Source organism: Pseudoalteromonas sp. SG43-6 (assembly GCF_014164365.1).
GTDB classification, from domain to species: Bacteria; Pseudomonadota; Gammaproteobacteria; order Enterobacterales; family Alteromonadaceae; genus Pseudoalteromonas; species Pseudoalteromonas rhizosphaerae.
Window position 1 is genome coordinate 10406 of the sequence record NZ_JACJEZ010000011.1, and the last position, 22445, is coordinate 32850.

General features: G+C 39.6%; 20 protein-coding genes and 2 pseudogenes. 14 read left to right on the forward strand and 8 right to left on the reverse strand.

What is annotated here, in order from left to right; all coding sequences use genetic code 11:
• The 3 genes from H5201_RS22950 to H5201_RS06560 form a co-directional block, all read left to right on the forward strand.
• On the forward strand, positions 1–182 hold a 182-nt coding region (locus tag H5201_RS22950), incomplete at its 5' end, for a hypothetical protein (protein ID WP_220497000.1).
• A gap of 560 nt (positions 183–742) precedes the next feature.
• Positions 743–1732 (forward strand): FHA domain-containing protein, encoded by a 990-nt coding sequence (locus H5201_RS06555; RefSeq protein ID WP_182739316.1) that lies wholly within the window; start codon positions 743–745, stop codon positions 1730–1732.
• Complete coding sequence (locus tag H5201_RS06560) at positions 1716–4307, forward strand: serine/threonine-protein kinase (RefSeq protein WP_182767360.1); 2592 nt, start codon at positions 1716–1718, stop codon at positions 4305–4307. The genes H5201_RS06555 and H5201_RS06560 overlap by 17 nt, the downstream gene beginning before the upstream one ends.
• Here the strand turns inward: H5201_RS06560 and H5201_RS06565 are convergent.
• A complete protein-coding gene (locus H5201_RS06565) occupies positions 4304–4852 on the reverse strand; it encodes a hypothetical protein (RefSeq protein WP_182767361.1) in 549 nt (182 codons plus the stop codon). The two genes, H5201_RS06560 and H5201_RS06565, sit on opposite strands and share 4 nt — an antisense overlap.
• Before the next feature lie 214 nt (positions 4853–5066).
• Here H5201_RS06565 and rmuC point away from each other — a divergent pair, with 214 nt between their 5' ends.
• The 4 genes from rmuC to H5201_RS06585 all read left to right on the forward strand — a co-directional run bounded on the left by rmuC (position 5067) and on the right by H5201_RS06585 (position 8457).
• Positions 5067–6536: a DNA recombination protein RmuC gene (gene rmuC, locus H5201_RS06570; protein WP_182739318.1), complete on the forward strand. Its 1470-nt coding sequence runs from the start codon at positions 5067–5069 to the stop codon at positions 6534–6536.
• A gap of 9 nt (positions 6537–6545) precedes the next feature.
• Complete coding sequence (locus H5201_RS06575) at positions 6546–6857, forward strand: cupin (protein WP_182739319.1); 312 nt, start codon at positions 6546–6548, stop codon at positions 6855–6857.
• A 101-nt stretch (positions 6858–6958) separates the two neighbouring features.
• Positions 6959–7882 carry a hypothetical protein gene (locus H5201_RS23115; RefSeq protein ID WP_259398741.1) on the forward strand — a complete coding sequence of 308 codons (924 nt, stop codon included), beginning with the start codon at positions 6959–6961 and terminating at the stop codon, positions 7880–7882.
• The gene (locus tag H5201_RS06585) at positions 7879–8457 is read left to right on the forward strand and encodes a DJ-1/PfpI family protein (protein WP_182761128.1); all 579 of its coding nucleotides are present in this window, start codon (positions 7879–7881) and stop codon (positions 8455–8457) included. Before H5201_RS23115 ends, H5201_RS06585 begins: the two co-directional genes overlap by 4 nt.
• On the opposite strand, the gene H5201_RS06590 is transcribed toward H5201_RS06585, so the two are convergent.
• Positions 8454–9344: a LysR family transcriptional regulator gene (locus tag H5201_RS06590; protein ID WP_182717290.1), complete on the reverse strand. Its 891-nt coding sequence runs from the start codon at positions 9342–9344 to the stop codon at positions 8454–8456. The genes H5201_RS06585 and H5201_RS06590 overlap by 4 nt on opposite strands.
• Before the next feature lie 98 nt (positions 9345–9442).
• Between H5201_RS06590 and H5201_RS06595 the strand changes: the two genes are divergently transcribed.
• The 4 genes from H5201_RS06595 to H5201_RS06610 all read left to right on the forward strand — a co-directional run bounded on the left by H5201_RS06595 (position 9443) and on the right by H5201_RS06610 (position 13951).
• Positions 9443–9940 (forward strand): DUF2938 domain-containing protein, encoded by a 498-nt coding sequence (locus tag H5201_RS06595; RefSeq protein ID WP_182717291.1) that lies wholly within the window; start codon positions 9443–9445, stop codon positions 9938–9940.
• On the forward strand, positions 9940–10581 hold the full coding sequence (gene tmpT, locus H5201_RS06600) for a thiopurine S-methyltransferase (protein WP_182784029.1): 642 nt from the start codon (positions 9940–9942) through the stop codon (positions 10579–10581). The genes H5201_RS06595 and tmpT overlap by 1 nt, the downstream gene beginning before the upstream one ends.
• A gap of 91 nt (positions 10582–10672) precedes the next feature.
• Positions 10673–11470 carry a class III extradiol ring-cleavage dioxygenase gene (locus H5201_RS06605; protein WP_182784031.1) on the forward strand — a complete coding sequence of 266 codons (798 nt, stop codon included), beginning with the start codon at positions 10673–10675 and terminating at the stop codon, positions 11468–11470.
• A 138-nt stretch (positions 11471–11608) separates the two neighbouring features.
• Complete coding sequence (locus H5201_RS06610) at positions 11609–13951, forward strand: S9 family peptidase (protein WP_182784033.1); 2343 nt, start codon at positions 11609–11611, stop codon at positions 13949–13951.
• Between the two features lie 156 nt (positions 13952–14107).
• Here H5201_RS06610 and H5201_RS06615 read toward each other — a convergent pair whose 3' ends face one another.
• Positions 14108–14704 (reverse strand): hypothetical protein, encoded by a 597-nt coding sequence (locus H5201_RS06615; RefSeq protein ID WP_182739325.1) that lies wholly within the window; start codon positions 14702–14704, stop codon positions 14108–14110.
• Positions 14705–14789: 85 nt separating this feature from the next.
• Here H5201_RS06615 and H5201_RS23120 point away from each other — a divergent pair.
• Positions 14790–15131 (forward strand): annotated as a pseudogene (locus H5201_RS23120) (integrase core domain-containing protein); the annotation flags it as partial.
• A 165-nt stretch (positions 15132–15296) separates the two neighbouring features.
• Positions 15297–15515 (forward strand): annotated as a pseudogene (locus H5201_RS06625) (haloacid dehalogenase type II); the annotation flags it as partial.
• A gap of 133 nt (positions 15516–15648) precedes the next feature.
• Here the strand turns inward: H5201_RS06625 and H5201_RS06630 are convergent.
• Both H5201_RS06630 and H5201_RS06635 read right to left on the reverse strand, forming a co-directional pair.
• Positions 15649–16959 carry a DKNYY domain-containing protein gene (locus H5201_RS06630; protein WP_182784035.1) on the reverse strand — a complete coding sequence of 437 codons (1311 nt, stop codon included), beginning with the start codon at positions 16957–16959 and terminating at the stop codon, positions 15649–15651.
• Between the two features lie 344 nt (positions 16960–17303).
• Positions 17304–18155 carry a LysR family transcriptional regulator gene (locus H5201_RS06635; RefSeq protein ID WP_182761131.1) on the reverse strand — a complete coding sequence of 284 codons (852 nt, stop codon included), beginning with the start codon at positions 18153–18155 and terminating at the stop codon, positions 17304–17306.
• Positions 18156–18284: 129 nt separating this feature from the next.
• On the opposite strand from H5201_RS06635, the gene H5201_RS06640 reads away from it, so the two are divergent.
• A complete protein-coding gene (locus tag H5201_RS06640; protein ID WP_182717303.1) occupies positions 18285–18956 on the forward strand; it encodes an FMN-dependent NADH-azoreductase in 672 nt (223 codons plus the stop codon).
• Positions 18957–18962: 6 nt separating this feature from the next.
• Here H5201_RS06640 and H5201_RS06645 read toward each other — a convergent pair whose 3' ends face one another.
• The 3 genes from H5201_RS06645 to H5201_RS06655 form a co-directional block, all read right to left on the reverse strand.
• Positions 18963–19148 (reverse strand): hypothetical protein, encoded by a 186-nt coding sequence (locus H5201_RS06645; RefSeq protein ID WP_182739330.1) that lies wholly within the window; start codon positions 19146–19148, stop codon positions 18963–18965.
• 76 nt (positions 19149–19224) lie between these two features.
• Positions 19225–19377, reverse strand: coding sequence for a hypothetical protein (locus H5201_RS06650; protein WP_182739331.1), 153 nt, complete (start codon positions 19375–19377; stop codon positions 19225–19227).
• Between the two features lie 168 nt (positions 19378–19545).
• Positions 19546–22413, reverse strand: coding sequence for a TonB-dependent receptor (locus H5201_RS06655; RefSeq protein ID WP_182739332.1), 2868 nt, complete (start codon positions 22411–22413; stop codon positions 19546–19548).
• Positions 22414–22445: the final 32 nt, after the last annotated feature.

The following is a 22445-nucleotide window of genomic DNA, read 5'->3' on the forward strand; positions in this document are numbered from 1 at the left end:
GAGGGCGTCTACTCTTTTGCTTGTTGTTGAATTGCAGTTTACGCAAGCATCATGTTGATTTCCCTATTTGGTTACTAATTTTAGTAATGATTGAGCCAGCCCATTTTGAGCTGGCTTTTTTTATGCCTGTTATTTGGCGCATGCAGTATTATTTTATCAATTTTAAATTTATTTTGAACTAAAGTACCTTGGGGGCGTCTACTATTATGCTTGTTGTTGAATTGCAGTTTAAGCAAGCATCATGTTGATTTCCCTATTTGGTTACTAATTTTAGTAATGATTGAGCCAGCCCATTTTGAGCTGGCTTTTTTTATGTCTGCTATTTGGCGCATGCAGTATTATTTTATCAATTTTAAATTTATTTTGAACTAAAGTACCTTGGGGGCGTCTACTATTATGCTTGTTGTTGAATTGCAGTCAACGCAGGCATCATGTTGATTCCCTAGTTTTAGTTACTTATTTTAGTAATATTAGGCCAGCTCACCTTGAGCTGGCTTTTTTTATATTTCATTCTTTTACTTATCCCTTTAATAAACAATTGCTGTAATAGTACGTAATGTTTATTTTGCCTTTTTGTTTCTAAAATACTGTTATCTGGCCGCAATTGTTTGCGGATTAACCCATGAATACATTAAATGTTAATTTTTTGTTTCATTTTGATTTGGTTGTGTCTATTATAGAGAATTGGTTGTAATATCAATAGTTAGACACATACCTCATCATTCGATAAAAGGTAGTGAAAATGGCTTATTTAATTAATAAACATACAAGTGAATATTGTTTTTTATATGCGCATCATAGTTTTGGGCGCTTTCAATATTCTGTAGATACACTTGTCAACGATCTGAGTGTGTCGAAAATACACACTATTATTGAGTGGTTGAATGGTAAGTGGTATATCCGTGACTTAAGCCTGAATGGTACTTGGTTAAATCATAAGCGTTTGGTGAAGGATGACTCTGAAGAACTAAGTATTGGCGATAAAATTTATTTTGCCGGTAATTCAGAGGTCACTTATGTGGTTAAAGATCTCAGTGCTCCTACAGACCAATTAATCAAGTTAGATGACGAGCAAAGTCAAACAGCCGAGACAATTAAGCTTAATCATTACCACCTATTGCCTGAGCAGCAACCTGATAGCGTGGTTGTTTTTGAGCAAAGTAGCGGCCAATGGTTGTTAGAATCATTACACGATGATGAGTTTACGATACGAGAAGTCTTAGAAGATCATAGTATTATTACCTTAGGTGGTGAACAATGGGTGTTTCTTTCTAGTCATCTGGAAGTTGCAACCCAGATGAGCTCCGTACCACAATTGTATATTAGTGATTTAGACTTTATTTTTAACCTAAGTTTGGATGAAGAAACATCAGAATTAAAAGTTCAACATCACAATAATAATAAAGATTTTGATTTGCATGTTCGCTGCCATCACTACTTAACCTTAAATTTAGCGCGCTATAGAGCTTTAGATGCTAAAAAAGGAGTATTACCAGCTAACCAAGGTTGGGTAAATACGGAGCAATTAGTGAAAGATTTAGGTGTCGACATGCGCTATTTAAATATACAGATACATCGTGCTCGCAAGCAGTTTTCAGAAGTTTTAGTAAATGTTCATGATGCTGAAAATATCATCGAAAGACAATTGCGAAAAGTACGGTTTGCTGGCGCATCCTTTATGATTTATAAAGGGTGTGAATTAGAGAGTACCTCGGATGTCGTTAGAGCATGAAACAGTATTAAAATTTAATAAAGTCATCACTAACTATAAATTAATTAAACTACTTAACCAAGGAGGTATGGGAAGTGTGTATCTTGCAGAGGATACACGTTTAAAGCGCTATGTTGCGATTAAATTATTAAAGCCTACTGAGCACTCAATAGAACATAGCGACCCCTTGGTTGAAGCGCAGCTGCTTGCTCGTTTAAATCACCCTAATATTGTACAAATACATGATGTAATTTTATATGAGCAGCAAATTTGTATTGTAATGGAGTACTTAAAAGGCAAAACATTACAGCAGTTTCAATATCAGCACGTCACCACACTCTCCGAAAAGCTTAATTTATTAGCACAACTGTGTGCTGGTCTAACCCATGCCCATAGTCAAGATGTTATGCATTGTGATTTAAAGCCTAGCAATATTTTAATTGATAAAAATGAATTGAAAATCACCGATTTTGGTATTGCAACATTACAAAATAAGCCGCTTGGTGAGCAACGTGATGAATCCAGTTGTGGCAGTGCTAGTGCGATGTCGCCTGAGCAGCTTAATAAACAGCCGTTAGATTTTCGCAGTGATTTATTTTCTTTTGGTATGCTGGCCTATATGTTTATTAGTGGCCGTCATCCATTTGGTGAAGGATCTGCGCAAACGATTGCTAATAATATTGCCAACGGTAAAGCGTGTAATGCACATGAGATCATTCCCAAGTTACCTAATGAATTATGTGATTTACTAAATCAATTATTACAACGAAAAAAAGACCGCCGCCCTGTTGATGCTCAAAGTGTAGAGCGTAAGTTACAAGCCGTTATTATAGCTATTAAACAGCAAGAAATTTTGGCGCAAGACACAGTTCCACTAGAGCAACTCGCATTACAAAAAAAATCGCCTAAAAAGGCTGTTTTTTTAGGGACTTTGCTTTGTATTGCCGTGGTTGCAACAGGCTTAATGTATAAGCTGCAAGTACATAAACCAGCAGAGCACTATGTTGCATTTTTACCTCCGGTGGTAAAATCAGCCGCACTGTTATCCGCAGATACAAATATGCTCAAAGCCACAATTGATGATGCTATTAGGCAAAGTATTATTAATAGTAAGCAGTTAAATCTTATTTCGCAGGATGAGGTTGCGCTCATTTTACAAAGCGGCAATGCTAAACTTACTTTTACAGATAAGTTACATAAATTAAAGCAAGCAACGGGTGCACAAGAAGTGGTGACCGCTGAGCTTAATTGCATGCAACCGCAATGCTATTTAACGTTAGTTCGGCTCGAGGCGCCAAATTGGACGGTAAAAGCGCGTAAGCAATGGCCCATTGTAATTGATAGTTATAATCAGATGTACCATTTAAGCAGTCAGCAATTAACAGCGCTTTTCCCTGATTTTGATAGTAAATATATTGCAATGGCGCAGCTTAGTGACAAAGAACAAATAGAACATATTGAGCTTTATCAAAAAGTGCAGCAAGTTGGTGATTACACTGATCAATTATTTATGCGTATTAAAGAGGCTATAGAACAAACCCCGCAGTTATATGCCAACTATGAGTTATTACGTGAAGTCGCCCTGAGTTTATATCAGCAATCACAGCAAGCAGAGTATTTAAATATTGCCAGTAAATTACTTTTTAACTCACCAACTGCGTATCAAAACACCCCTGCATTTGCTACAAATGCAATGCTAATCGCGGTTGCTAGGCAAGATTGGTTAACTGCGAAGCAGTATTTAGCTAAAGCTGAACAAGTTGGAGCAAGTTCTACCGCTCTTTATGAACTTAAAGGTTTATTATATTTACAACAAGATCAGTTGCCTGAAGCACAGCAGGCGTTTGAACTTGCATTAAAAATACGAGCAAATCCAATAATAAAGCAAAATTTAGCGCAAGTATTATGGTGGCAAGGTCAAATTGAAGAGGCAAAGCAGCTGCTTAATGAAGTTATAAGCTTAAGTTCTCAAAACTATATGGCAAATCAATTACTGGCAGATATAGCCCTAACAGAAGGTGATTTAGCCATTGCTATAAAGCAATATAAACAGGCAATTGAGATTAAACCTGATAGCATAGATTTAAGTAACTTAAGTATTGCTTATTCGTTACAAGGAGAGTTTTCGCAAGCATTAATAGTTGCCCAACAGGCGGTTGATATAAACCCAGAGCATATCAGCTTTCGCCTTAACCTAGCTGATATTGAAAAGGTTTTAGGACTTAGTGAGTCATATCCGGCTAATTATTTAAAGGTAGTTGAGCTGGCGCAAGATCAACACACCCTTGATAGTTATTTAGAAGTCGCACAAGCATACAGCCAACTCGGCGAAGCTAAACTTGCCTTGCAAGCACTCAATAAAGCAATAAGTATTGCGTCAGATCATAATGAATATGTGTTCACTGCAGCGCTTGTATATAGTGTGATTGGTGAATATCAGTCAGCGTTAATGTATATAGAAAAGTCATTAATGATAGGCTATCACCCGATGTGGTTTAATTTACCCTGGTTTAAACCTTGGTGCCAAAAAGAAGAGTTTATTGCGTTAATGCAACAATATGACTCTTCTTTTCGTTGTGCTAGTGCTTTATATTAGTATGTAGCACCAGGCCTACGAACAACAATTTTAGGATCTTGTGACATATAAATTTTGCCAGAAGGCAGATGTTTAGCTGTATACCTAAACGAAATAGGTAAATACTCAGTTTCTTTGCCTTCGGTTACTTCAACAACTTTTTCAAGATTGTCTTTATCTACACCGTTAAATTCATAGGTCGGCTCTACTTGAGCAATTCTTAAAACTAAAGTGTCGTCATCAGTGATCTCGGTAGATATATTATATTGGCAATTGCTATCTGCACCACAATATTCAACACCATTCCCATAAAATTCCCAATCGGCAGCCACTGACGGATCTAGGCTGATAATAAGTTCTACGTATTGTCTTTTTTCAGTGCTTATGAGATCGTTTTTTCCTGCATTATTAAACAAAACACTCAGCGACTCAGTCGGATTTGTTTCGTTATTAAAAAATGTTAACCAATTTTCTTGTGTATGAGGTAAAACAGTCAACGTTTTAACGGAAAAGTAGTTATCTGCTTTACATTGCACTTCAATATTTGGGGTTTTGATATCGTTCATTTTTTCAGTCCTTGTATTGTTGTATAAGTAAAACCACTTGTTGGTTTTTATTATTGTTCTGAGTGTAGAATAAAATTGTTTATATAACTAATTAAGATGGGTCTTTTGTAATGCTCTGTAATGATTTTTAGAGTCATAAAAAAGTAAAAAAACCTATCGTGGTATTTTTAGATTGGCTATCATGAAGTGTCTTTTGGTTAATTAAAGTTTATTTATGTATATACAGTTACTTACAAACATTGATTGGGTAAGTGTTGGGATTGGTTTTAGTGTTGGCGCGGTGCTTTTTAGTGTTATTTATGCAAGTCGTGGTAAGCGACTAACAGCAGAGCTAAGTGAGCAGCAGCAACAACTAGCTTTATTGCAAACACAGTCCAATGAAAAACAGCAGCAATATACTGCCTTGATAGATGAACACGATTTACTTAAGCAAAGCCACCAAGAACAACGCGACGAAACTCAGCACTATAAAACCCGCTTCACTGAGCAAGAAAAGCAAAGCCAGCAATACAACCATTATTGGCGCAAGGCTGAAGCTGATTTAACAACACTACGAAGCGAATACAATGCCCGTGATGTTGAGCTCAATAATATGCGCACTATGCTTGAGCAAAAGCAAAGCCATTTTGAGCAGCAGTTACAACATATTAAAGAAAGCAAAGAGCAACTTAAAAAAGAATTTGAAAACCTTGCTAATCAAATACTCGAAGAAAAATCGCAAAAATTTAAAGTCCTTAATCAAGAAAGTATTGAGCAGCTGTTAAAACCTGTCCAAGGTGAGTTAAAAGGCTTCAGGGATAAATTGGAATCAATTCATGTTGAAGATCTAAAACAACGTGAAGCTCTGAAAATAGAGTTATTACATCTACAAGCGAAAAGCCAAGCAATCACTGAGCAAGCAGACAGGCTCAGTAACGCATTACAAGGGCAAAAGAAAACCCAAGGTAATTGGGGCGAACTCATGCTTGAAAACGTGTTAGACAGCGCAGGGTTGCGCGCTGGTACTGATTATAAACGCGAGGTATCGTTTAATACCGAAGAAGGCCGCCTTCGCCCTGACGTGGTGGTGTATTTGCCTCAAGGTCGGCATTTAGTGATTGACGCTAAAACCTCGCTAAACGCTTACACCCGCTACGTAAATGCAGATAATGAACTGGAGTCTCAACAAGCAATTAGAGAGCATGTTGAGGCTGTAAAAGCGCGTATTAATGAGCTGGCGAGTAAATCATATGATCACTTACCAGGGCTTAACTCTCCTGAAGTGGTGGTGATGTTTGTGCCGATAGAATCAGCCTTTGTTGAAGCACTTAAGTATCAAAGTGATATTTATCAACAAGCGATAGAAAAGAATATTCTGGTTGCCACCCCCACTACCCTTTTAACCAGCTTAAATATTGTGAAACAGTTATGGCGCTTTGAAGAGCAAACTAAATACTCCAAAGAGTTGGCTAATCGCGCGGAGCGTTTTTATAGCAAGCTCAACGGCTTTTTAACCAGCATGGAAGGTGTTGGTAAACAGTTAGATAAAGCCAAAGAAAGCTACGATAAAGCGTTTTCGCAGTTATATCGCGGTAAAGGCAACCTAATAAAACAAGCCTCAGAATTTAAAGAGCTTGGTGTATCAGTACAAAAAGAACTACCCGCCGAAACCTTAGAGCGGGCGCAATTAGAGCTAGATGAATAAGGAAATTGTATGCAGATCATTCGTGGTAAAGAATTCACCGCAGCAAAGGCATGGGGAGCTAAAAATATTGCCAATATGAATGGCATCACTACCCGTTTACATTGGACTGATAAACCCTATAAATGGCATATTAATGATGGCGAAGAAGTCTTTGTGGTGCTTGATGGAGCCGTTGAAATGTTTTACAAACAAGATAGCGAGACGCACTCAACTGTACTGCAAAGTGGTGACATTTTTTATGCCTCAATAGGCACTGAGCACGTAGCCCACCCTATGGGTGAAGCGCGTATTTTAGTGATTGAAACGCAAGGTAGTGTTTAAGCTGCTAAAGTTTGATATTTAATTGCTGGGCTTTTTAGACCAGCTTGTATAACCTTTACGGCAGCTAGCCAGCTAGAATCGAATTGGATCAACAAATAATTATGAAAGATTTTATAAATAAAGGAATTGTTAAGCTAAAATCGACATCTAATAAAATGTTTGATGAATTAAATAAAGGCTATGTATTAGCAAAAGAAATGATTGATGGTCTGCCTATTTTTATGTCATTTGAACGCTTTGGTACGCAAACCCCTACGTCATTTGATGAAAAGCATTATTTTGTAATTCCTTTCGCACTATCGGAACATCAATTCGCTTTACACACCATGCGTTATTTGCCAAACGGCGTACCTGAGATTAATAACTTACCTAAGCGGCGTATTTTTCATTTTCCTAATGAGCATGCTGAGGCCGGACTTCGCCATTACATGCTAAACAGTGCTGATGCAATTATGCGTGATCAAGCTGTCGGGCAAACTAATTCATTACAGTCGCTTGCTAATGATATTGATGCCTTAGATAAAAAGCTCACTTACGGAATGCTGTTGGTTGGTGGCTTAGCGGCTATTGCAAATCCATTGTTAGGAGCCAGCATTGCAGCTAAAGCTATGCTGCCAAGTATCACTGGCCTACTGAATAAATATGGTGTGCGTGCCTCTGCCGATAAATTGTCTCAATATCAACTTGAAAAAGAAATCAAAGCAGCCCAAAGCAATATAATTGCAGAGTTTGAGGCCGCAAATACGCTACAGTTGATCAACCCTATTTTACAAGAGTTAGAGTTAACTCTTAGAACGACTGAAGCTGAGCATGATCCTATCAGTTCTTTTAATTTAGCAGATGGCTCACTATCAGAGTTTAATGACGACAAATGGCGTGAGTTAACCGAAGTAGCGATTTGCCATGTCTATAAAGATGTTTATGATGATCCCTCATTACATAAACAAGCAAACTTAGATGCAAAAGACTTAAGGTGGTTAAAGTTAATGTTCGATGCAGAGGAAGCTAAGGAAAACACATTATGAACATTGCTATTTATATTTACGATGATGCCGAAGTGCTGGATTTTTCAGGCCCATTTGAAGTGTTTAGCACGGCAAAGCGTTTAGCAGACAATAATTGGCAGGTATTTTTTGTGGCAGAGCATGCCGGGCCGATAATTGCCCGTGCAGGTTTTAGTGTAAACCCCCATTACAGTTTTGCTGATCACCCCGCGATTGATTTACTCATTGTTGTCGGTGGTATACATACACATGAGCTTGAAAAACCAGCCGTAATAAACTGGATCCGAGAAACCGCTGGTGCTACTGCTAAAGTTGCCTCAGTGTGTACAGGCGCTTTTTTACTGGCCAAAGCGGGTTTACTCGATGGCTTAACGGTGACTACGCATTGGGAAGATCTTGCGGATCTCGCTAATATGTTCCCTCGGTTAAATGTGATCAGCAATAAGCGCTGGGTATCACAAGGTAAATTCACCACTTCAGCGGGTATTTCTGCAGGAATTGATATGAGCTTGCAATTAGTTACTGAGCTGGGGAGCTCTGAGCTTGCAGAGCTTACGGCAAAACAAATGCAGTACCAGTGGCACAAAAACATTTAACTGTTCGGTAACTGTTCACTGATAAAGTTATGCATATAATCTTTAAGACAAACCGCTTTTTTACTAAGTAAACGACCACTTGGCCAAATGGCATAAATTTCTCGCGGCAGGCTTTGCCATAGTGGCAATACTCTAACTAACTCTTTTGTTTGTAGCTCATTTATAATTTCAAAGCGCGGTAACAAACCGATACCTTGATGATCCGCAACTTGATATTTTACAAAGCCAGTATCGTTATAAATGCTTTTAAAGCGGCACATGTGTGTGTAAGTAGCACATGATTGCGTGTTCGTTAATAGCCATTTATTTCTAAGTGTTGTACCAATTAAACGGTGATGTTTTAAATCGTTCGGTTCAACAAGTTTTGCTGCATTTGTTAGGTACTCAGGTGATGCGACTAAGATAGAGTCGGCTTCTGCGAGCTTTTTTTGCTGTAATAACGAATCAGCTTGAGGGCCGATCCTGAGCGCTAAATCAGCTTGGTTTTTAATAATATCGTCAAGTTGATTACTTAAAATCAGCTCCAACTGAATATCAGGGTATTTCTTGCAAAACGACAACCACATCGGCTTTAAAAAACCATGACAGATATTCAGTGGCGCGAGCACTTTTAGCTTACCACTAAGTTGTTCTTTTTGTTGATTAAGTTGATAACGAGTTTGTTCAAATTGCTCAACTAAGTTGGCATAACTTTGATAGTACACCTGTCCTTGTTGTGTGAGTGTGCATTGGCGTGCAGAGCGATGCAGCAGTTTTTGCCCAAGGCGAGATTCAAGGCGCTGTAAACGCCGCGTAACTGTTGCCGCAGGCAGCGATAAATACTCCCCCGCTTGAGACAATCCTCCTTGTTGTACTATGTGCACAAACAGCACTATATCATCTAGCATGATTCCACTTTTGCAATTTAAGTTTGATTAAAGCTTTGTATTTAACGTTTTTGTAAGTCTATATCATAGTGACTTAGTTTTCAGCAAAGGGTGACATTATGTTTTCAGCGATTGATTGGTTAGCAGTGATCGTTATAGGGAGCGGTGCAACCGCGATACTTGATCTGTGGGCGTTGCTACTTAGTAAATTTGGTATTAGCTCTTTAAACTTTTGTATGGTGGGGCGCTGGCTATGCTTTATGCGCTATGGCAAGTGGCAACACCTAGCTATTAATAAAGCCGCTGTGCAACCGAACGAATGCGCAATTGGTTGGTTTAGTCATTACTTTATCGGGGTTATTTTTGCGCTGCTATTTTTATTACTGATGCCAGATAACTGGCTTGCAGCGCCAAGCTTAATGCCTGCGCTGTTGTTTGGGCTGCTTAGCGTTGTTATCCCGTTTTTTATTATGCAGCCTGCGCTTGGGCTTGGCATTGCTGCAGCTAAAACGGCAAAGCCAATGGCTGCAAGGCTCAAAAGTGCACTATCGCATGCAATATTTGGTATTGGCATGTATTTAACTGCGGTTGCGCTGTTACAGTTGAAGGGGGGGTAATGCAGGCTGAATATTGGTTAAAGCGCTGGCAAAGCAATGACATTGGTTTTCATGACGGTAAAGTAAACCCTAGTTTAGATCGTTATTTTACTAACTTAAATTTACCTGCTAGTAGCCGTGTGTTTATCCCTTTGTGTGGCAAAACAGTCGACATTCATTATTTGCTTAATAAAGGCATGTACGTTGTGGGTGTTGAACTCAGTGAGCTTGCTGTTCGGCAGTTATTTATTGAGTTAGCGCTCACGCCAAAAGTAACTAAGCACGGTTTACTTAGCGCGTATCAGGCCGAGGGGATCTGCATTTGGGTGGGGGATGTATTCGCTTTAACTGCAGATCATTTAGGTCATGTTGATGCTATTTATGATCGCGGCGCATTGGTGGCGCTGCCATACGCTATTCGTAATCAATATGCTCAGCACATAATTACCTTGAGTAATGCTGCACCACAGTTATTGATCACTTGTGTGTATGATCAATCTAAGCGCTGTGGCACACCTTATAGTGTTTCAGCGGCTGAGATACAGAGTAGTTATGCAAAGAAGTACAGCCTAAAAATACTCAGCTGCGAGAAGTTAAGCCAAGGTATTAAGGGCGTGACCCCTGCCAGTATCGTGGTTTGGTTGATGGTATCTAAACCTTAATAAATGCACTTTAGCTGTGCATTTTTGTGGCTAGTTAATTTGGATTTGTGCGTGCATTATAATAACCACATTGATTAATTAAGGGGTTAGTATGCAACAAACAAATGTTTTCTTTTTATCTCATGGCGGCGGCCCATTACCGCTGCTTGGTGAGCCAAGCCATAAAGAGATGGTGACTTGTTTGCAATCAGTTGCCGCTAAAATTACTAAGCCTAGTGCTATTTTAATGATCAGCGCTCACTATGAAGCAAACCCTATTGCAATCACAGCCTCAGCAACACCTAAATTAATTTATGATTACTACGGCTTTCCCGAGCAGGCGTATCAGTTAGCTTACCCTTGTGCTGGTGAGCCAAAGCTTGCTGAACAACTGCAGCAGGCTTTAAAAAGCAATGGTATTGCTACCAACCTTGATACCCAACGAGGCTTTGATCATGGCATGTTTGTACCATTAAAAATCATGTTTCCTGAGGCTGATATTCCATGTGTGCAAATTTCGCTAAACCCGAGCCTTGATCCCGCAATGCACCTCAAAATTGGCCAAGTGTTGCAGCAAATAGAGTATGAAAATTTATTGATCATTGGCTCCGGCTTTACCTTTCATAACATGCAGGCATTTTTTGCTAAACAAACAACGGCTACGCAAAAGCTCAACCAGAGTTTTGAGCAATGGTTAACTGACACCTTAGCAAACCCTAAGCTTGATGAGTCTGAGCGCAAGCAACGTTTAACGAACTGGAAACTAGCACCAGGGGCACAATTTTGTCATCCACGAGAAGAGCATTTACTGCCTCTACATGTATGTTATGGCGCGGCACAACGCCCGTGTGAAAACGTATACGAGTTAGAAATTTCTGGCAAAAAGGCCAGTATGTATCTTTGGCAGTAGCCGTACTTTGTACGTTTTGGGTTTAACCTAAGAGTTATTGCGACAAACGTTCAGATCTTATAGGTAATTTTTGCTAAAGTGTTGCTAATGCGACCTGTAAATAAATACACGCGCACTAACCCCTTTTAGGATCACTACATGAAATTACTTAAAACCTCTGGGCTGGTTTTGTCGGTACTGGCTGGGCTGTCACTGTTTGGCTGCTCTGTAACACTTGATTCTACGGCTACTACAACAATGACACAAATTAGCAATCCACTGTCGCTTGAACAAATCTATAAAGATAAATATTTCAAAGCGCAGCGTAGCACTTACTTTAAATGGCTTGATGATGGCACCGGCTACACCGTGCTTGAAGAACGTGAAAACGAAAAAGATAAAAAAGACGACGCTGAAAATGCCAATGCAGATGACGAAAAAGAGCACGGCGTAAAAGGCAACGACATTGTGTTTTACAATGCCGATGGTACTGGCCGCAAAGTTCTAGTTGAGTTTGAAAAACTACTGCCTGAGGGCGCAGATGAGTCATTTGCAATCGAAAGCTACCAGTGGTCAAAAGATGGCAAATGGTTGATGGTATTTACCAACAGTGAGCAAGTGTGGCGCTCTCGTAGCCGTGGTGATTTTTGGCTCTTAAACCTTGAAACCAATAAATTACAGCAACTCGGCGGTGAGCAACCAGAACCTAAAAAACTGATGTTTGCTAAGTTCTCGCCAGACAGCTCAAAAGTGGCTTACGTGCGCGATAACAACATTTATATGCAAGCGGTTGGCAGCAACAAAGTAACAGCGCTTACAACCGATGGTAGCGCTAAAATCGTTAATGGTAACTTTGATTGGGTTTACGAAGAAGAATTCAGCATTGCTGATGGCTTTCGTTGGAGCCCAGATAACAAATCAATCGCCTATTGGCAGCTAGATACCAGCGGCGTTAAGTTTTTCACCATGATCAATAACACCGACGAGCTCTATCCTACCTTAAAAGAGTTTCCTTACCCAAAAGCCGGTGAAACTAACTCGGCAGTACGCGTGGGGGTTGTTAGCCTTGCTGATAAGAAAACCCGCTGGGCCAAACTTGAAGGCGATAATCGCGACCGCTATATTCCTCGTATTAGCTGGGCAGGCACCGGTAAGGAATTAATGATCCAAGACTTAAACCGCCCGCAAAACCACAACAAGGTTTGGCTGTTCGATTGGCAAAAACAGCAATTGACCAAAATTTTAGAAGATAAAGACGATGCTTTTATCGAGTGGTTTTACAAAGCCAACTGGTCAAAAGATGGTAAGTTCTTTATTTGGCACAGCGAGCGCGACGGCTGGCGTCACCTTTATCGTGTATCTCGCGATGGCAAAATCATTATCGATTTAACCCCAGGTGATTACGATATTGTTGATATGCTGGCGCTAAACGAAGATAAAAAAGTGATGTATTTTACCGCTTCGCCAGACAATGCAGGTCAACGTTATTTATTTAGTACGTCTTTGGATGGTAGTAGTAAACCTGTACGCGTAACGCCTGCTGAATTTCAAGGTTCAAACAGCTATTACATGTCTAAAGATACCTCATGGGCAATGCACACTTACTCACAATTTGGCACGCCGCCAATTAAAGAGATCATTAAAGTAAGCGATCACAGTAATGTTAAAACCTTAGTTGAAAATAAAGAGCTGAAAGAAAAACTCGCTGAGCAAAGCTTACCAAGCCACGAGTTCTTTAAAGTAAATGCGCAGGATGGCACTGAGCTTGACGGCTACATTATGTTCCCTAAAAACATGGATAACAGTAAAAAATACCCAATTATTTTTTACGTGTATGGCGAACCATGGGGCTCAACAGTGCAAGACCGCTTTGAAGGCGACAGCTACTTGTATAAATCACTATTAACGCAAAAAGGCTTTATTGTGGCATCGGTTGATAATCGTGGTACACGCGCACCAAAAGGCCGTGATTGGCGTAAATCGATTTATAAAAAAATCGGCTCAATCACAGTACAAGACCAAGTTGATGCGCTTGATGCCATGGCTAAACGCTGGGATGTAATAGACACCGACCGTGTTGGTGTATGGGGTCACTCAGGCGGCGGCAGCTCAACCCTTAACTTATTGTTCCGCCATGGTGATAAATTTAAAGTCGGTATTGCCTCAGCGCCCGTGCCAGACATTCGCTTGTACGACACTATCTACCAAGAGCGTTATGCAGGTAACCCAAAGACCGATCCTGAGAGTTACGATAACACCTCGCCAATTACCTTTGCCAAAAACCTAACTGGTAAACTATTGCTTATTCACGGCACAGGCGATGATAATGTACATTATCAAGGCTCAGAGCGTTTAATTAACGAACTTGTTAAGTACAACAAGCAGTTTGAGTTTTTTGAATACCCTAACCGTTCACATAGTCTAAGTGAAGGTAAAGGCACCGCCTTGCACTACCACACCATGATGGCTGACTTTTTTGAAAAGAACTTACTAAATAAGTAATTACATTAAAAAAAGTTAAAGGCTAAAAAGCCACACGTTAACCATTGTTTGCGTGTGGCTTTTTTAATCAAAATGTAACGGGGGTTTACAGCTAAGGTAAAGCTTTTGACCAGTAGAGAGTTAATTTGAAGCAGTGTTAGTGAGCCCTTTAACTTTTTAGATTTCGTTTTTTAATGATTTTATTTTGCACTGGCTAAGTATTTCATCAACAGTATTTGCTATTACATTAGTTGGCACCAATTCCTGTTGATTAGAAGCGTTTAGTGCATTTAATGAAAGAGTGAACATCTCCTCGTCGCTTGCTGCTGACCAAAAGCCTATTAATCTATAATGCTCATTAAACGTAGCTTTCCAAATTGATAGCTTTGCAGTACGTTGCTCCCAAATATAGTTTTTAGAATGTAATAAAGTCACCGTATAAAAAAGCTCCTCTTCCCACATTTTTTCATATCTTTTGTGTGAGTCTTCCACAATTTCAATCTTCGATGCTTCTTTCGCTGAGTTTTTAAATAAAATAGAGTCGTGCTCAGGTCTTATAACTCCTACTGTAACGGTTATTATTTTATGTTCATCTATAAGCTGAAAGTCATATTTGAGGTCATTATCATACTTTTTCTTATTAATTGTGACTGCTTGGCCCTCGATAGAGGATATTTCGCAAAACATACTCGACTGGCTACGCCCATGAGCACTCAATGAAATGAGCAATAAAATTAAACAAAAAAAACTATATTTTGAAATATTGTGTATCACTAAACGATCCTTTTAAATAATTAGTACAAAGAGTTAGAGCTTACATCTGTCTTAATTATTATCTAAAAACTAGACGGAAAGAATAGCATTAGATAAAACCTACGAGCAACGAGGCAAACCATCTGAATTGATGTTTCACTCAGATCAAGGAAGCCAATACGGCGCAAAGAGGTTTTAGTAAAAGTTATTGCGTTACCGGATAAAAAAGCATGAGCCGCCGAGGGAATTGTTGGGACAATGCGCCGATGGAGCGCCTATTTAGAAGTTTAAAAACAGAATGGGTTCCCTCATTGGGTTATAGTAATTATCAAGACGCTGAAAAAGATCTTAGCTTCTTGATGAATTATTATAATTGGCGCAGGCCACATAGCCATAATCACATGGTGTAGCAGAAGAAAAACTTAATTCACTGCTTGGAATTAGTTGACCACAACAAACACAATCTTACCGTGCGTATTTTTAACCAAATCGTAACGGGGTTTACAGTGGGTGCTTAAATCGCCGGTAGTGTTACTGTACTTTATTACCTGATATGGTGATTAAGCTGAGCGATAAAATCGCGTTTTAGTAACGATTTAAACAGGAGTCATTAATGGCAACTACACTGGCGTTTGATGTATACGGTACACTTATAAACACTCATGGCGTGGTGTCGTTACTTGAAAATATGGTTGGCGATAACGCACACGCATTTTCAACTACCTAGCGTGAAAAACAGCAAGAATACTCATTTAGATGGAGCTTAATGCAAAACTATATGCCTTTTTCTGTGTGTACTGAGCATGCGCTTGATTATGCCTGTTTACTGCACAATGCCCGAAAAGACTTGGCAAGATCTTCAAACGTCGATATTGTCGTAAGGGCTTATCAGACTGTTTGGAAGTCATAGTCGAATACACAATAAAGATACAGAGTAGATAGCCATACCCTGTACCTTTGAGCGTTTATTCCCATCTTTTTAAGTAGTACTCACCCGCATCGTTCTCGTCTGCATATAAATTTTCTTCATATTCAAAGGTTAACGGGTCGGCATCGACTACCTTATACACTTCCCAGTAAACATGCTTAGCATCTTTTGAAAAACGATCGGCTATTACAGTGAAAGTGTTTGGATCTGCACCCTCAACTACAACATTATAATAAAAAACCTGAGATTCTATACGGACAAATATTTTTTCATCTTCATCAAGAATAACCACATCTTCAGGTTCAACACCGACAAGTTTATTATTTCTGCTATACACTTCGTTATTGTAAGCATAAAAATTATTTGTAATGTCTTCAACATCATCAGTAGGAACCAGAATCACCCGCGTTGGGCTTAAGTGAAGAGAATTCCATTTCCACATCTTCTCAAGCTCGCTGGCATCAGACCGGCTCACTTCTGCCACCGTTCTATTGTCAACAATATAACCGTTGTAGTAAACGTGCTTACCATCTTTGGCAACAGAATCATTTAATACTTTAAATGTAGATGGATCACTTTCTGGAATGGGTGTATTAAAATAGTACGCTTGATTTTTATCTTTTCTGTAGTAAGGCGTAATCACCGTAAAGCCATCGGCTACCATGCCTTCAACAACCTCACCATGTGAATAAACATGCTGTCCGTCTACGGCATACTCATCATTAATAATTTTAAAACGACTGGCTTCGTTACTAATTATTTTTCCCTGATAAATTACCTGCTCACCATGACGAATATAACGCTCGTTCGCATTTTTAATCGCTTCAGGCATTGTTTTACGTGGAAATTTGTCATCGATGTAGTAATATAAATATTCTTTATCCATGGCGTATGAGCCCAACAAATAAGAGAACGAAGCGGCGTCTGCACCTTCTATCATTTGTCCATAACAAAAAACTTTGCCACCACTAACAAGATAACCAGATTCATCTTTACTTGTATTAATACCCGATGTTATCAACTGAATTGAATTAGGATCAGCACCCTCAACCCGTCTTCCGTTGTAATAAACACTATTATTATCTCTAGCGTAAGACTGACTAATCACACTGAACGTATCAGGGTCAGCTCCTTCTACTGGAGAGCCTCCAATTTGGAAAAAATTGCCATCTAAAACATAAACAACTTTACCGTCTTGTAGGTAATATTGATTGCTAATTTTACTATCAAAAGCAGTCGCGTTATGCGTGCTAGGATTATTAACATATAAGCCAATAATAAGAGCAATTAAGGCACCAACAAGGGGGATGACTAAAAATATAATTCCAATCCATATGAGTATTTTCATTTATCTTTCCATAGCTATTAAATATATCAGCGGATAAAATAACATATTTATAGCGCCATGTTTAACGGGCTGCTAATGATTAACACAAGATGAAGAGGGCGTTCATAATTCTATGCCATAACATAGTAGGCAATTTAAAAGATCATTTCGAAAGAATGAATAACCCCTAATTGCTTAGTGTGAACTTACATAGAAACCCAGGGGAGCAAATATTGACTTCAGACATAATATTTATTGACTGACCCTTTATCCTTATTTTGCCTATTAGACAAAGTCTAAAGCAATAAGATAAATCAGTAACCCCCTACTTTTAGCTATTACTTAATTTGATTTATAACTAGCATTTATAAATTCAACAGCCCTTCTACCCATTCTAAAACTAGGCGTGTATCTCGGGTTTGAAAACGCTGTTTATTGGGTATGTAATAACAAAACTCAGATTCAACTGCTTGAGTATTAAAGTTTTTAAGTAACTCGGTGTTTAATAATCGTTGTACTAGCGTGGTTGAACAAAATACCAGTCCTGAGCCTGCCATAGCTTCTTGAATGCCAAATAGCTCTTGGTCGAAGGTTTTAATAATAAACAAAGCAGGATCTAAGTTGTTTTGAGTAAGCCATTGTTTAATTGGAGGCTCACTTAGCGCGTTGTTTTTCCATTTTGTGGTATAGAGCGTAACAGGGCCATTTTGCCATGGGATATCGGCGGCTTTGTATGAGCCAAACAGGTTAAAATGTTCGGTTTTTATAATGTCGTCTGCGTTTATATTGCGCTGCTGGCCAAAGCGAATGGGTAATGTGTGCAATTGTTTGTCAATGGCTTCACTGGTTGATATATCTACCTCAAGATTGGGCTGACTTTTTGATAATTCCTGCAATGCGGGTATTAAGCGCAGGGCGGCCAGTGACGAGGTGGTGGTTATTTTAACTGTTGCCCCTGTGGCTTGCACAGTTGCCAGTGCTTGGTCGATGCGGTTAAAGCCGTCACTTGTGGCCGCACTTAAATATTCACCAGTGGGAGTGAGAGTGATCTTTCTTACTTGGCGGTAAAATAAATCCACATTTAAACGGCTTTCAAGATTATTTATATGGTGTGAAATCGCTGTTGGCGTGAGTGAGAGTTCATCAGCGGCGGCTTTAAAGCTGCCTAAACGCGCTGCAGCTTCAAAGGCTTTAAGCGCTTGTAGTGATACTTGCATAAGTGATATTGGCAAATAATAAAATTGACTATAGATGAGTATAACTTATTTATAGCTGAGGTTAACTCGTTTGTGAAAAGCCTCTGTTAGTTGGATGATGACCGCACAATTACTAACAGGATAAACAGCATGACCACCCTACTACACATTGATGCAAGCATCAGAGCCGTTAAAAATGACAATCCAGATCATGATTCAATCTCTAAAAATATAGCTAAGCGTTTTATAGAGAGCGTTACTCAGCAGCAAAGCATAGATGAGTATATTTATCGTGATGTAGGTGTGAATCCGCCGCCTTTTATTACCCAAGACTGGATAGGTGCGGTATTTACTCCTGATGATAAAAAGACTAATGAGCAAAAGCAGTTACTGGCGTTGTCAGACTTACTCATTGCAGAAATTGCTGGTGCTGACATTATTGTGATTTCCTCGCCTATGTATAACTATGGTATGCCAGCGCAGCTGAAAGCCTGGTTTGATCTAGTTGTTAGGATCAACAAAACTTTTGATTTTGATCTGGCCCGTGGAAACTTTCCGCTGCTGCCTTTACTTGGCGGTAAGACTTTGGTTGTGATCACCTCAAGCGGTGAGTTTGGTTTTGAGCAAGGTGGTATTCGTGAGCATATGAGCCATTTAGTGCCGCACTTACGTACGTTGAGCAAATATTTAGGCGTGAGCACAATTCATGAAATTGCCTGTGAGTATCAAGAGTTTGCCGATACTCGTCATCAACAATCACTAGAAAATGCTTACAGTCGAGCTAAAGAGCTTGCGCTGCATCTCAGTTATGTTGCTGCTTGAAAGCTCTTATTTAACGGCTTCCTGAAACTGCGCTAAGTCTAGCTTTGTTACGGCTATGTCTTCTTTGTTAACTGCGTAGCTTATAAATAAGCTTTTTTGCCAAAGATAACTTTTTGGGTAGCTGTAACCAATGCGTTTGTATTTACCTTGATACTGCATGGTCGGTAGAGTTTGTTGGTCACGAAAAGTCATAACCACGTTGTTTGCTTTATTGATAAACCAGCTAGGCTCTAGCTCATCGCTAACATATTTACTAAAAGGCCGGTTGTTAGGCTTTTAAATCCTGTTCAATAACGCCTTTTAGTGACGTGCCTGCTTTATTTAATACCGATTTAAACTCACCCCAATTTATGCCACCTTCACTTTGGCTATATAAAACATGTGTATTTGGGCCATCTTCGTCTTTTTTTGAGGATTGCATGAGGTAATTATCGTTATGTATCATTTCGATACTAGCAAGCCATTAACTCAGCGGCTACTGGGTTTGCATAAGCTAGCTTTAAACATTAGTTGCTTGTATTATTTTTACTCAAAACGTAATGGGGGTTTACAAAAGCGATCTTTGTTTACGTGTGGTAAATTCAAAAACTTATATTCTTAATGACAAGCTAACTACCACGCGGCGGCCAAATTCTTCAGCTTTGAGTAATGAACTGGCGCCGTCAGTTTTTGCTGTACGGGTGAGTGTTTCATTGGTGGCATTAAATAAATCTAAGCGCAGGCTGGCATTGGCTGAGTAAAACCAGCTAAAGCTTAAATCTGTGCTGGTGTAGCCTTCAACATAACTATTGGCATTATTACTAATGTCGTGTTGCTCCAAAAAGTCACTACGGTAATTAATATTAAATGCAGCTTGCCATTTATCATCACTGACCAAAAAGCGCAGGTTACCTGTCCAGTCAGAGACTCCTGCAACTTTTAAGTGATTGCCAGCTAAGGTGCTTACATCAGCTTTGTTTATATGGGTGATGCTTGCTGATAATTGGCTTTGTAAGAACCACTGGCTATATTGCGGTAATTGCCACTGGCTACTTGCTTGTAAGCCATTGACTTGAGCTTGGCCATCGTTAGTACGTTGCAAAGAGTTGTAATGCTGGCCTTGATAATTAAAGCTTGCTGCTTGCTCAACAATAAAGTTATTCATGTGGTGATTAAAGCCCAGCAATTGTGCGCTGACGCTTGGTTGTTGCCAGTTAACGGAGAGGGTACTAGTGTTGGCTATAACCGGTTGCAAATTGGGGTTACCAAGCTCTGCATAAGGTAGACCTCCTGAGTTTACATGCAGCTTTGGGTTTAAATCTGAGTAATTCGGCCGATTTAAAGAGCGGCTAAAGCCTGCCCGCCATTGCCAAAATTGCGAAGGCTGCCATTTTAAATTAACTGACGGTAACCAAGTGCTATCATTATTGCTGCTATTGATGGGCGCTAATTCCCCTGTTGTTGCATGCTGTGAGCCTTTTGTTTCACTTAATGTATTGCTGTATCGCAAGCCTGTACTTAACGTTACTTGCTCAAATTGCCACTTTGAAGAGATGTATCCTTCCTTTGATACAAACCTTACTTTGTAACTATTTAATCGGTCACTATCGCTCATTTCAGCGAACGATAAATCAATATCATAAAGTTGAAAAAGGTCACTTTTTGGGATTAGCCAAGGCTGTACATCTGCGTTGATAAACTCAGCTGAAAATTTATTAGTGATTGGTTCAAGCCAACGACCATCTAAATTAGGTAGTTGCTCTAAAGCCGAGGGCGATAAACTTATATCTTTGCGGGTGTAGTCATAATTTTGAGTTGAATGTAAAAAGCCGATATCCAGCGCTTGTAAGCCCCAATAATTTTCACGACTCCAATGACTATCAATGCCCCACTCGTCCACTTCATTAAGCACATTAATAGTGCGTTTGCTCATTTGATTAATATGTGAGTAGCTACTTACCAACCCTAGGTTGCCTGCAAAATTAAAGCTATCAACCGATTTATTTTGTAAAACTACGTTTGCCTGCATAGGCGAAATAGCCCCATGAACGCGAGAGATAGGTTCTTTGGTTTTACTGTTTGCTTTACTGCTACTGTAAAATGGCGAAAGCGTTAAGGGTAAATGCGCACTTGGTTGCCAGTTAGCATCAACTTGTATGGTTTGGTTGGCATAATATAAGTTGGATTCTTCACGGCTAGTTTTGGCATTTACATCGTTAAACACAAATTGGTTTAAGCTATTATTTTCATCGTTAACCTGTGCTTGAGCTGACTGACTTTGTGGGTTAATTGAAATACGGTGCTCATCAAACGAAAAGTCAGTATCTGATCTAAACCACAGAGTATTAAGCTTTAAACGCTCAGTAGCTTGCCAGGCTAAAGCGCCATAATATGTTGCGCGAGTGCGATCTTCGTTTTCTATGGTCAGTGCTAAGCCATCTGTAGGCACCAAGATGTTTTTATTAATATCAGGCCATTGGTAAGGCTGCGGTGCGCCGCCATTTTCTCCCCAGTGCCAGGTTTCAAACTGAAACTGACGTTGCAGACGGTTTTCATAGTTCATTTTTACCATCACAGCTAAGTCACCATCTGCTGTTTTGGCATTGCCTGTTAATCCAAAGCTTGGTTGAAGGTTTTGTTCACCTTCAAGCGCAGCGGTGGTGAGCATAACTTGTAGGTTATTGTCTTGATAAGCAAGGGGGTCATCGCTGAGCAAGTTAACTGTAGCGCCTACTGCACCACTAGGAAGGCTTGAGTTTGTGGTTTTATACACCGCGATATTTGAAAATAATCCTGCGCTAAATATATCAAAGCGATGTTGTTGCCCATATTGGTTTGAATTTCGAACGTTTTCGGTATTTGCAAGGCGATGACCATTAAATAGCGTTAATTGATACTCAGCACCCAATCCCATCGCATTAATATTGAGGGCTTCACCGCGATCGCGGGTAATGCTTATGCCGGGTACTGCTTGTAGTGCCTCGGCAAGATTTTCAGCTGGCAGTTGATTGAGCATTGCGCCTATTGCTATTTCGCTTTGCCCTACATAGTTACTCTTTATTTGTTGGGCGTAGTTAATTGCTTGTTGGTAATTGTGGTTATAGGCATCACCATTGGATGGTGTAGGTAATGACTCGGTTACTGTTACTTCTTCAATCACCTGCGTATTGTTAGTTTCGAGTATTGATATTGCCGTTGCTGGTACTGATGTTGCGGTTTGAAAAATAACGATGCCAGAAGCGGTTTTTTGCCAGCTTAATTGCCTAGGAGTCAGCCATAAATCAAGAGTTTGCTCAAGTGTGGTTTGAGTACTGGGCTCAACGGTTATGCCTGCTAGTAATGAGGTGTTGTATATTATCGCAGTGGAAAACCGTTTAGATAGGTCAGTTAATTGCTCTATTAAACTGGCCGTTGCGGCATCTGCTGCAATAGAAAAAATCGAGAGTGCTACACATAAAAAACTGCTTATACGTAACATCTATGAACGGCCTTGCTACTTCATTAATAAAA

Excerpts from the sequence above, each read along its gene's own strand:
- H5201_RS06555 (WP_182739316.1), top strand. The coding sequence starts at position 743 with ATGGCTTATTTAATTAATAAACATACAAGTGAATATTGTTTTTTATAT.
- H5201_RS06560 (WP_182767360.1), top strand. The coding sequence starts at position 1,716 with ATGTCGTTAGAGCATGAAACAGTATTAAAATTTAATAAAGTCATCACT.
- H5201_RS06565 (WP_182767361.1), bottom strand. The coding sequence starts at position 4,852 with ATGAACGATATCAAAACCCCAAATATTGAAGTGCAATGTAAAGCAGAT.
- rmuC (WP_182739318.1), top strand. The coding sequence starts at position 5,067 with ATGTATATACAGTTACTTACAAACATTGATTGGGTAAGTGTTGGGATT.
- H5201_RS06575 (WP_182739319.1), top strand. The coding sequence starts at position 6,546 with ATGCAGATCATTCGTGGTAAAGAATTCACCGCAGCAAAGGCATGGGGA.
- H5201_RS23115 (WP_259398741.1), top strand. The coding sequence starts at position 6,959 with ATGAAAGATTTTATAAATAAAGGAATTGTTAAGCTAAAATCGACATCT.
- H5201_RS06585 (WP_182761128.1), top strand. The coding sequence starts at position 7,879 with ATGAACATTGCTATTTATATTTACGATGATGCCGAAGTGCTGGATTTT.
- H5201_RS06590 (WP_182717290.1), bottom strand. The coding sequence starts at position 9,344 with ATGCTAGATGATATAGTGCTGTTTGTGCACATAGTACAACAAGGAGGA.
- H5201_RS06595 (WP_182717291.1), top strand. The coding sequence starts at position 9,443 with ATGTTTTCAGCGATTGATTGGTTAGCAGTGATCGTTATAGGGAGCGGT.
- tmpT (WP_182784029.1), top strand. The coding sequence starts at position 9,940 with ATGCAGGCTGAATATTGGTTAAAGCGCTGGCAAAGCAATGACATTGGT.
- H5201_RS06605 (WP_182784031.1), top strand. The coding sequence starts at position 10,673 with ATGCAACAAACAAATGTTTTCTTTTTATCTCATGGCGGCGGCCCATTA.
- H5201_RS06610 (WP_182784033.1), top strand. The coding sequence starts at position 11,609 with ATGAAATTACTTAAAACCTCTGGGCTGGTTTTGTCGGTACTGGCTGGG.
- H5201_RS06630 (WP_182784035.1), bottom strand. The coding sequence starts at position 16,959 with ATGAAAATACTCATATGGATTGGAATTATATTTTTAGTCATCCCCCTT.
- H5201_RS06635 (WP_182761131.1), bottom strand. The coding sequence starts at position 18,155 with ATGCAAGTATCACTACAAGCGCTTAAAGCCTTTGAAGCTGCAGCGCGT.
- H5201_RS06640 (WP_182717303.1), top strand. The coding sequence starts at position 18,285 with ATGACCACCCTACTACACATTGATGCAAGCATCAGAGCCGTTAAAAAT.
- H5201_RS06645 (WP_182739330.1), bottom strand. The coding sequence starts at position 19,148 with ATGACTTTTCGTGACCAACAAACTCTACCGACCATGCAGTATCAAGGT.
- H5201_RS06650 (WP_182739331.1), bottom strand. The coding sequence starts at position 19,377 with ATGCAATCCTCAAAAAAAGACGAAGATGGCCCAAATACACATGTTTTA.
- H5201_RS06655 (WP_182739332.1), bottom strand. The coding sequence starts at position 22,413 with ATGTTACGTATAAGCAGTTTTTTATGTGTAGCACTCTCGATTTTTTCT.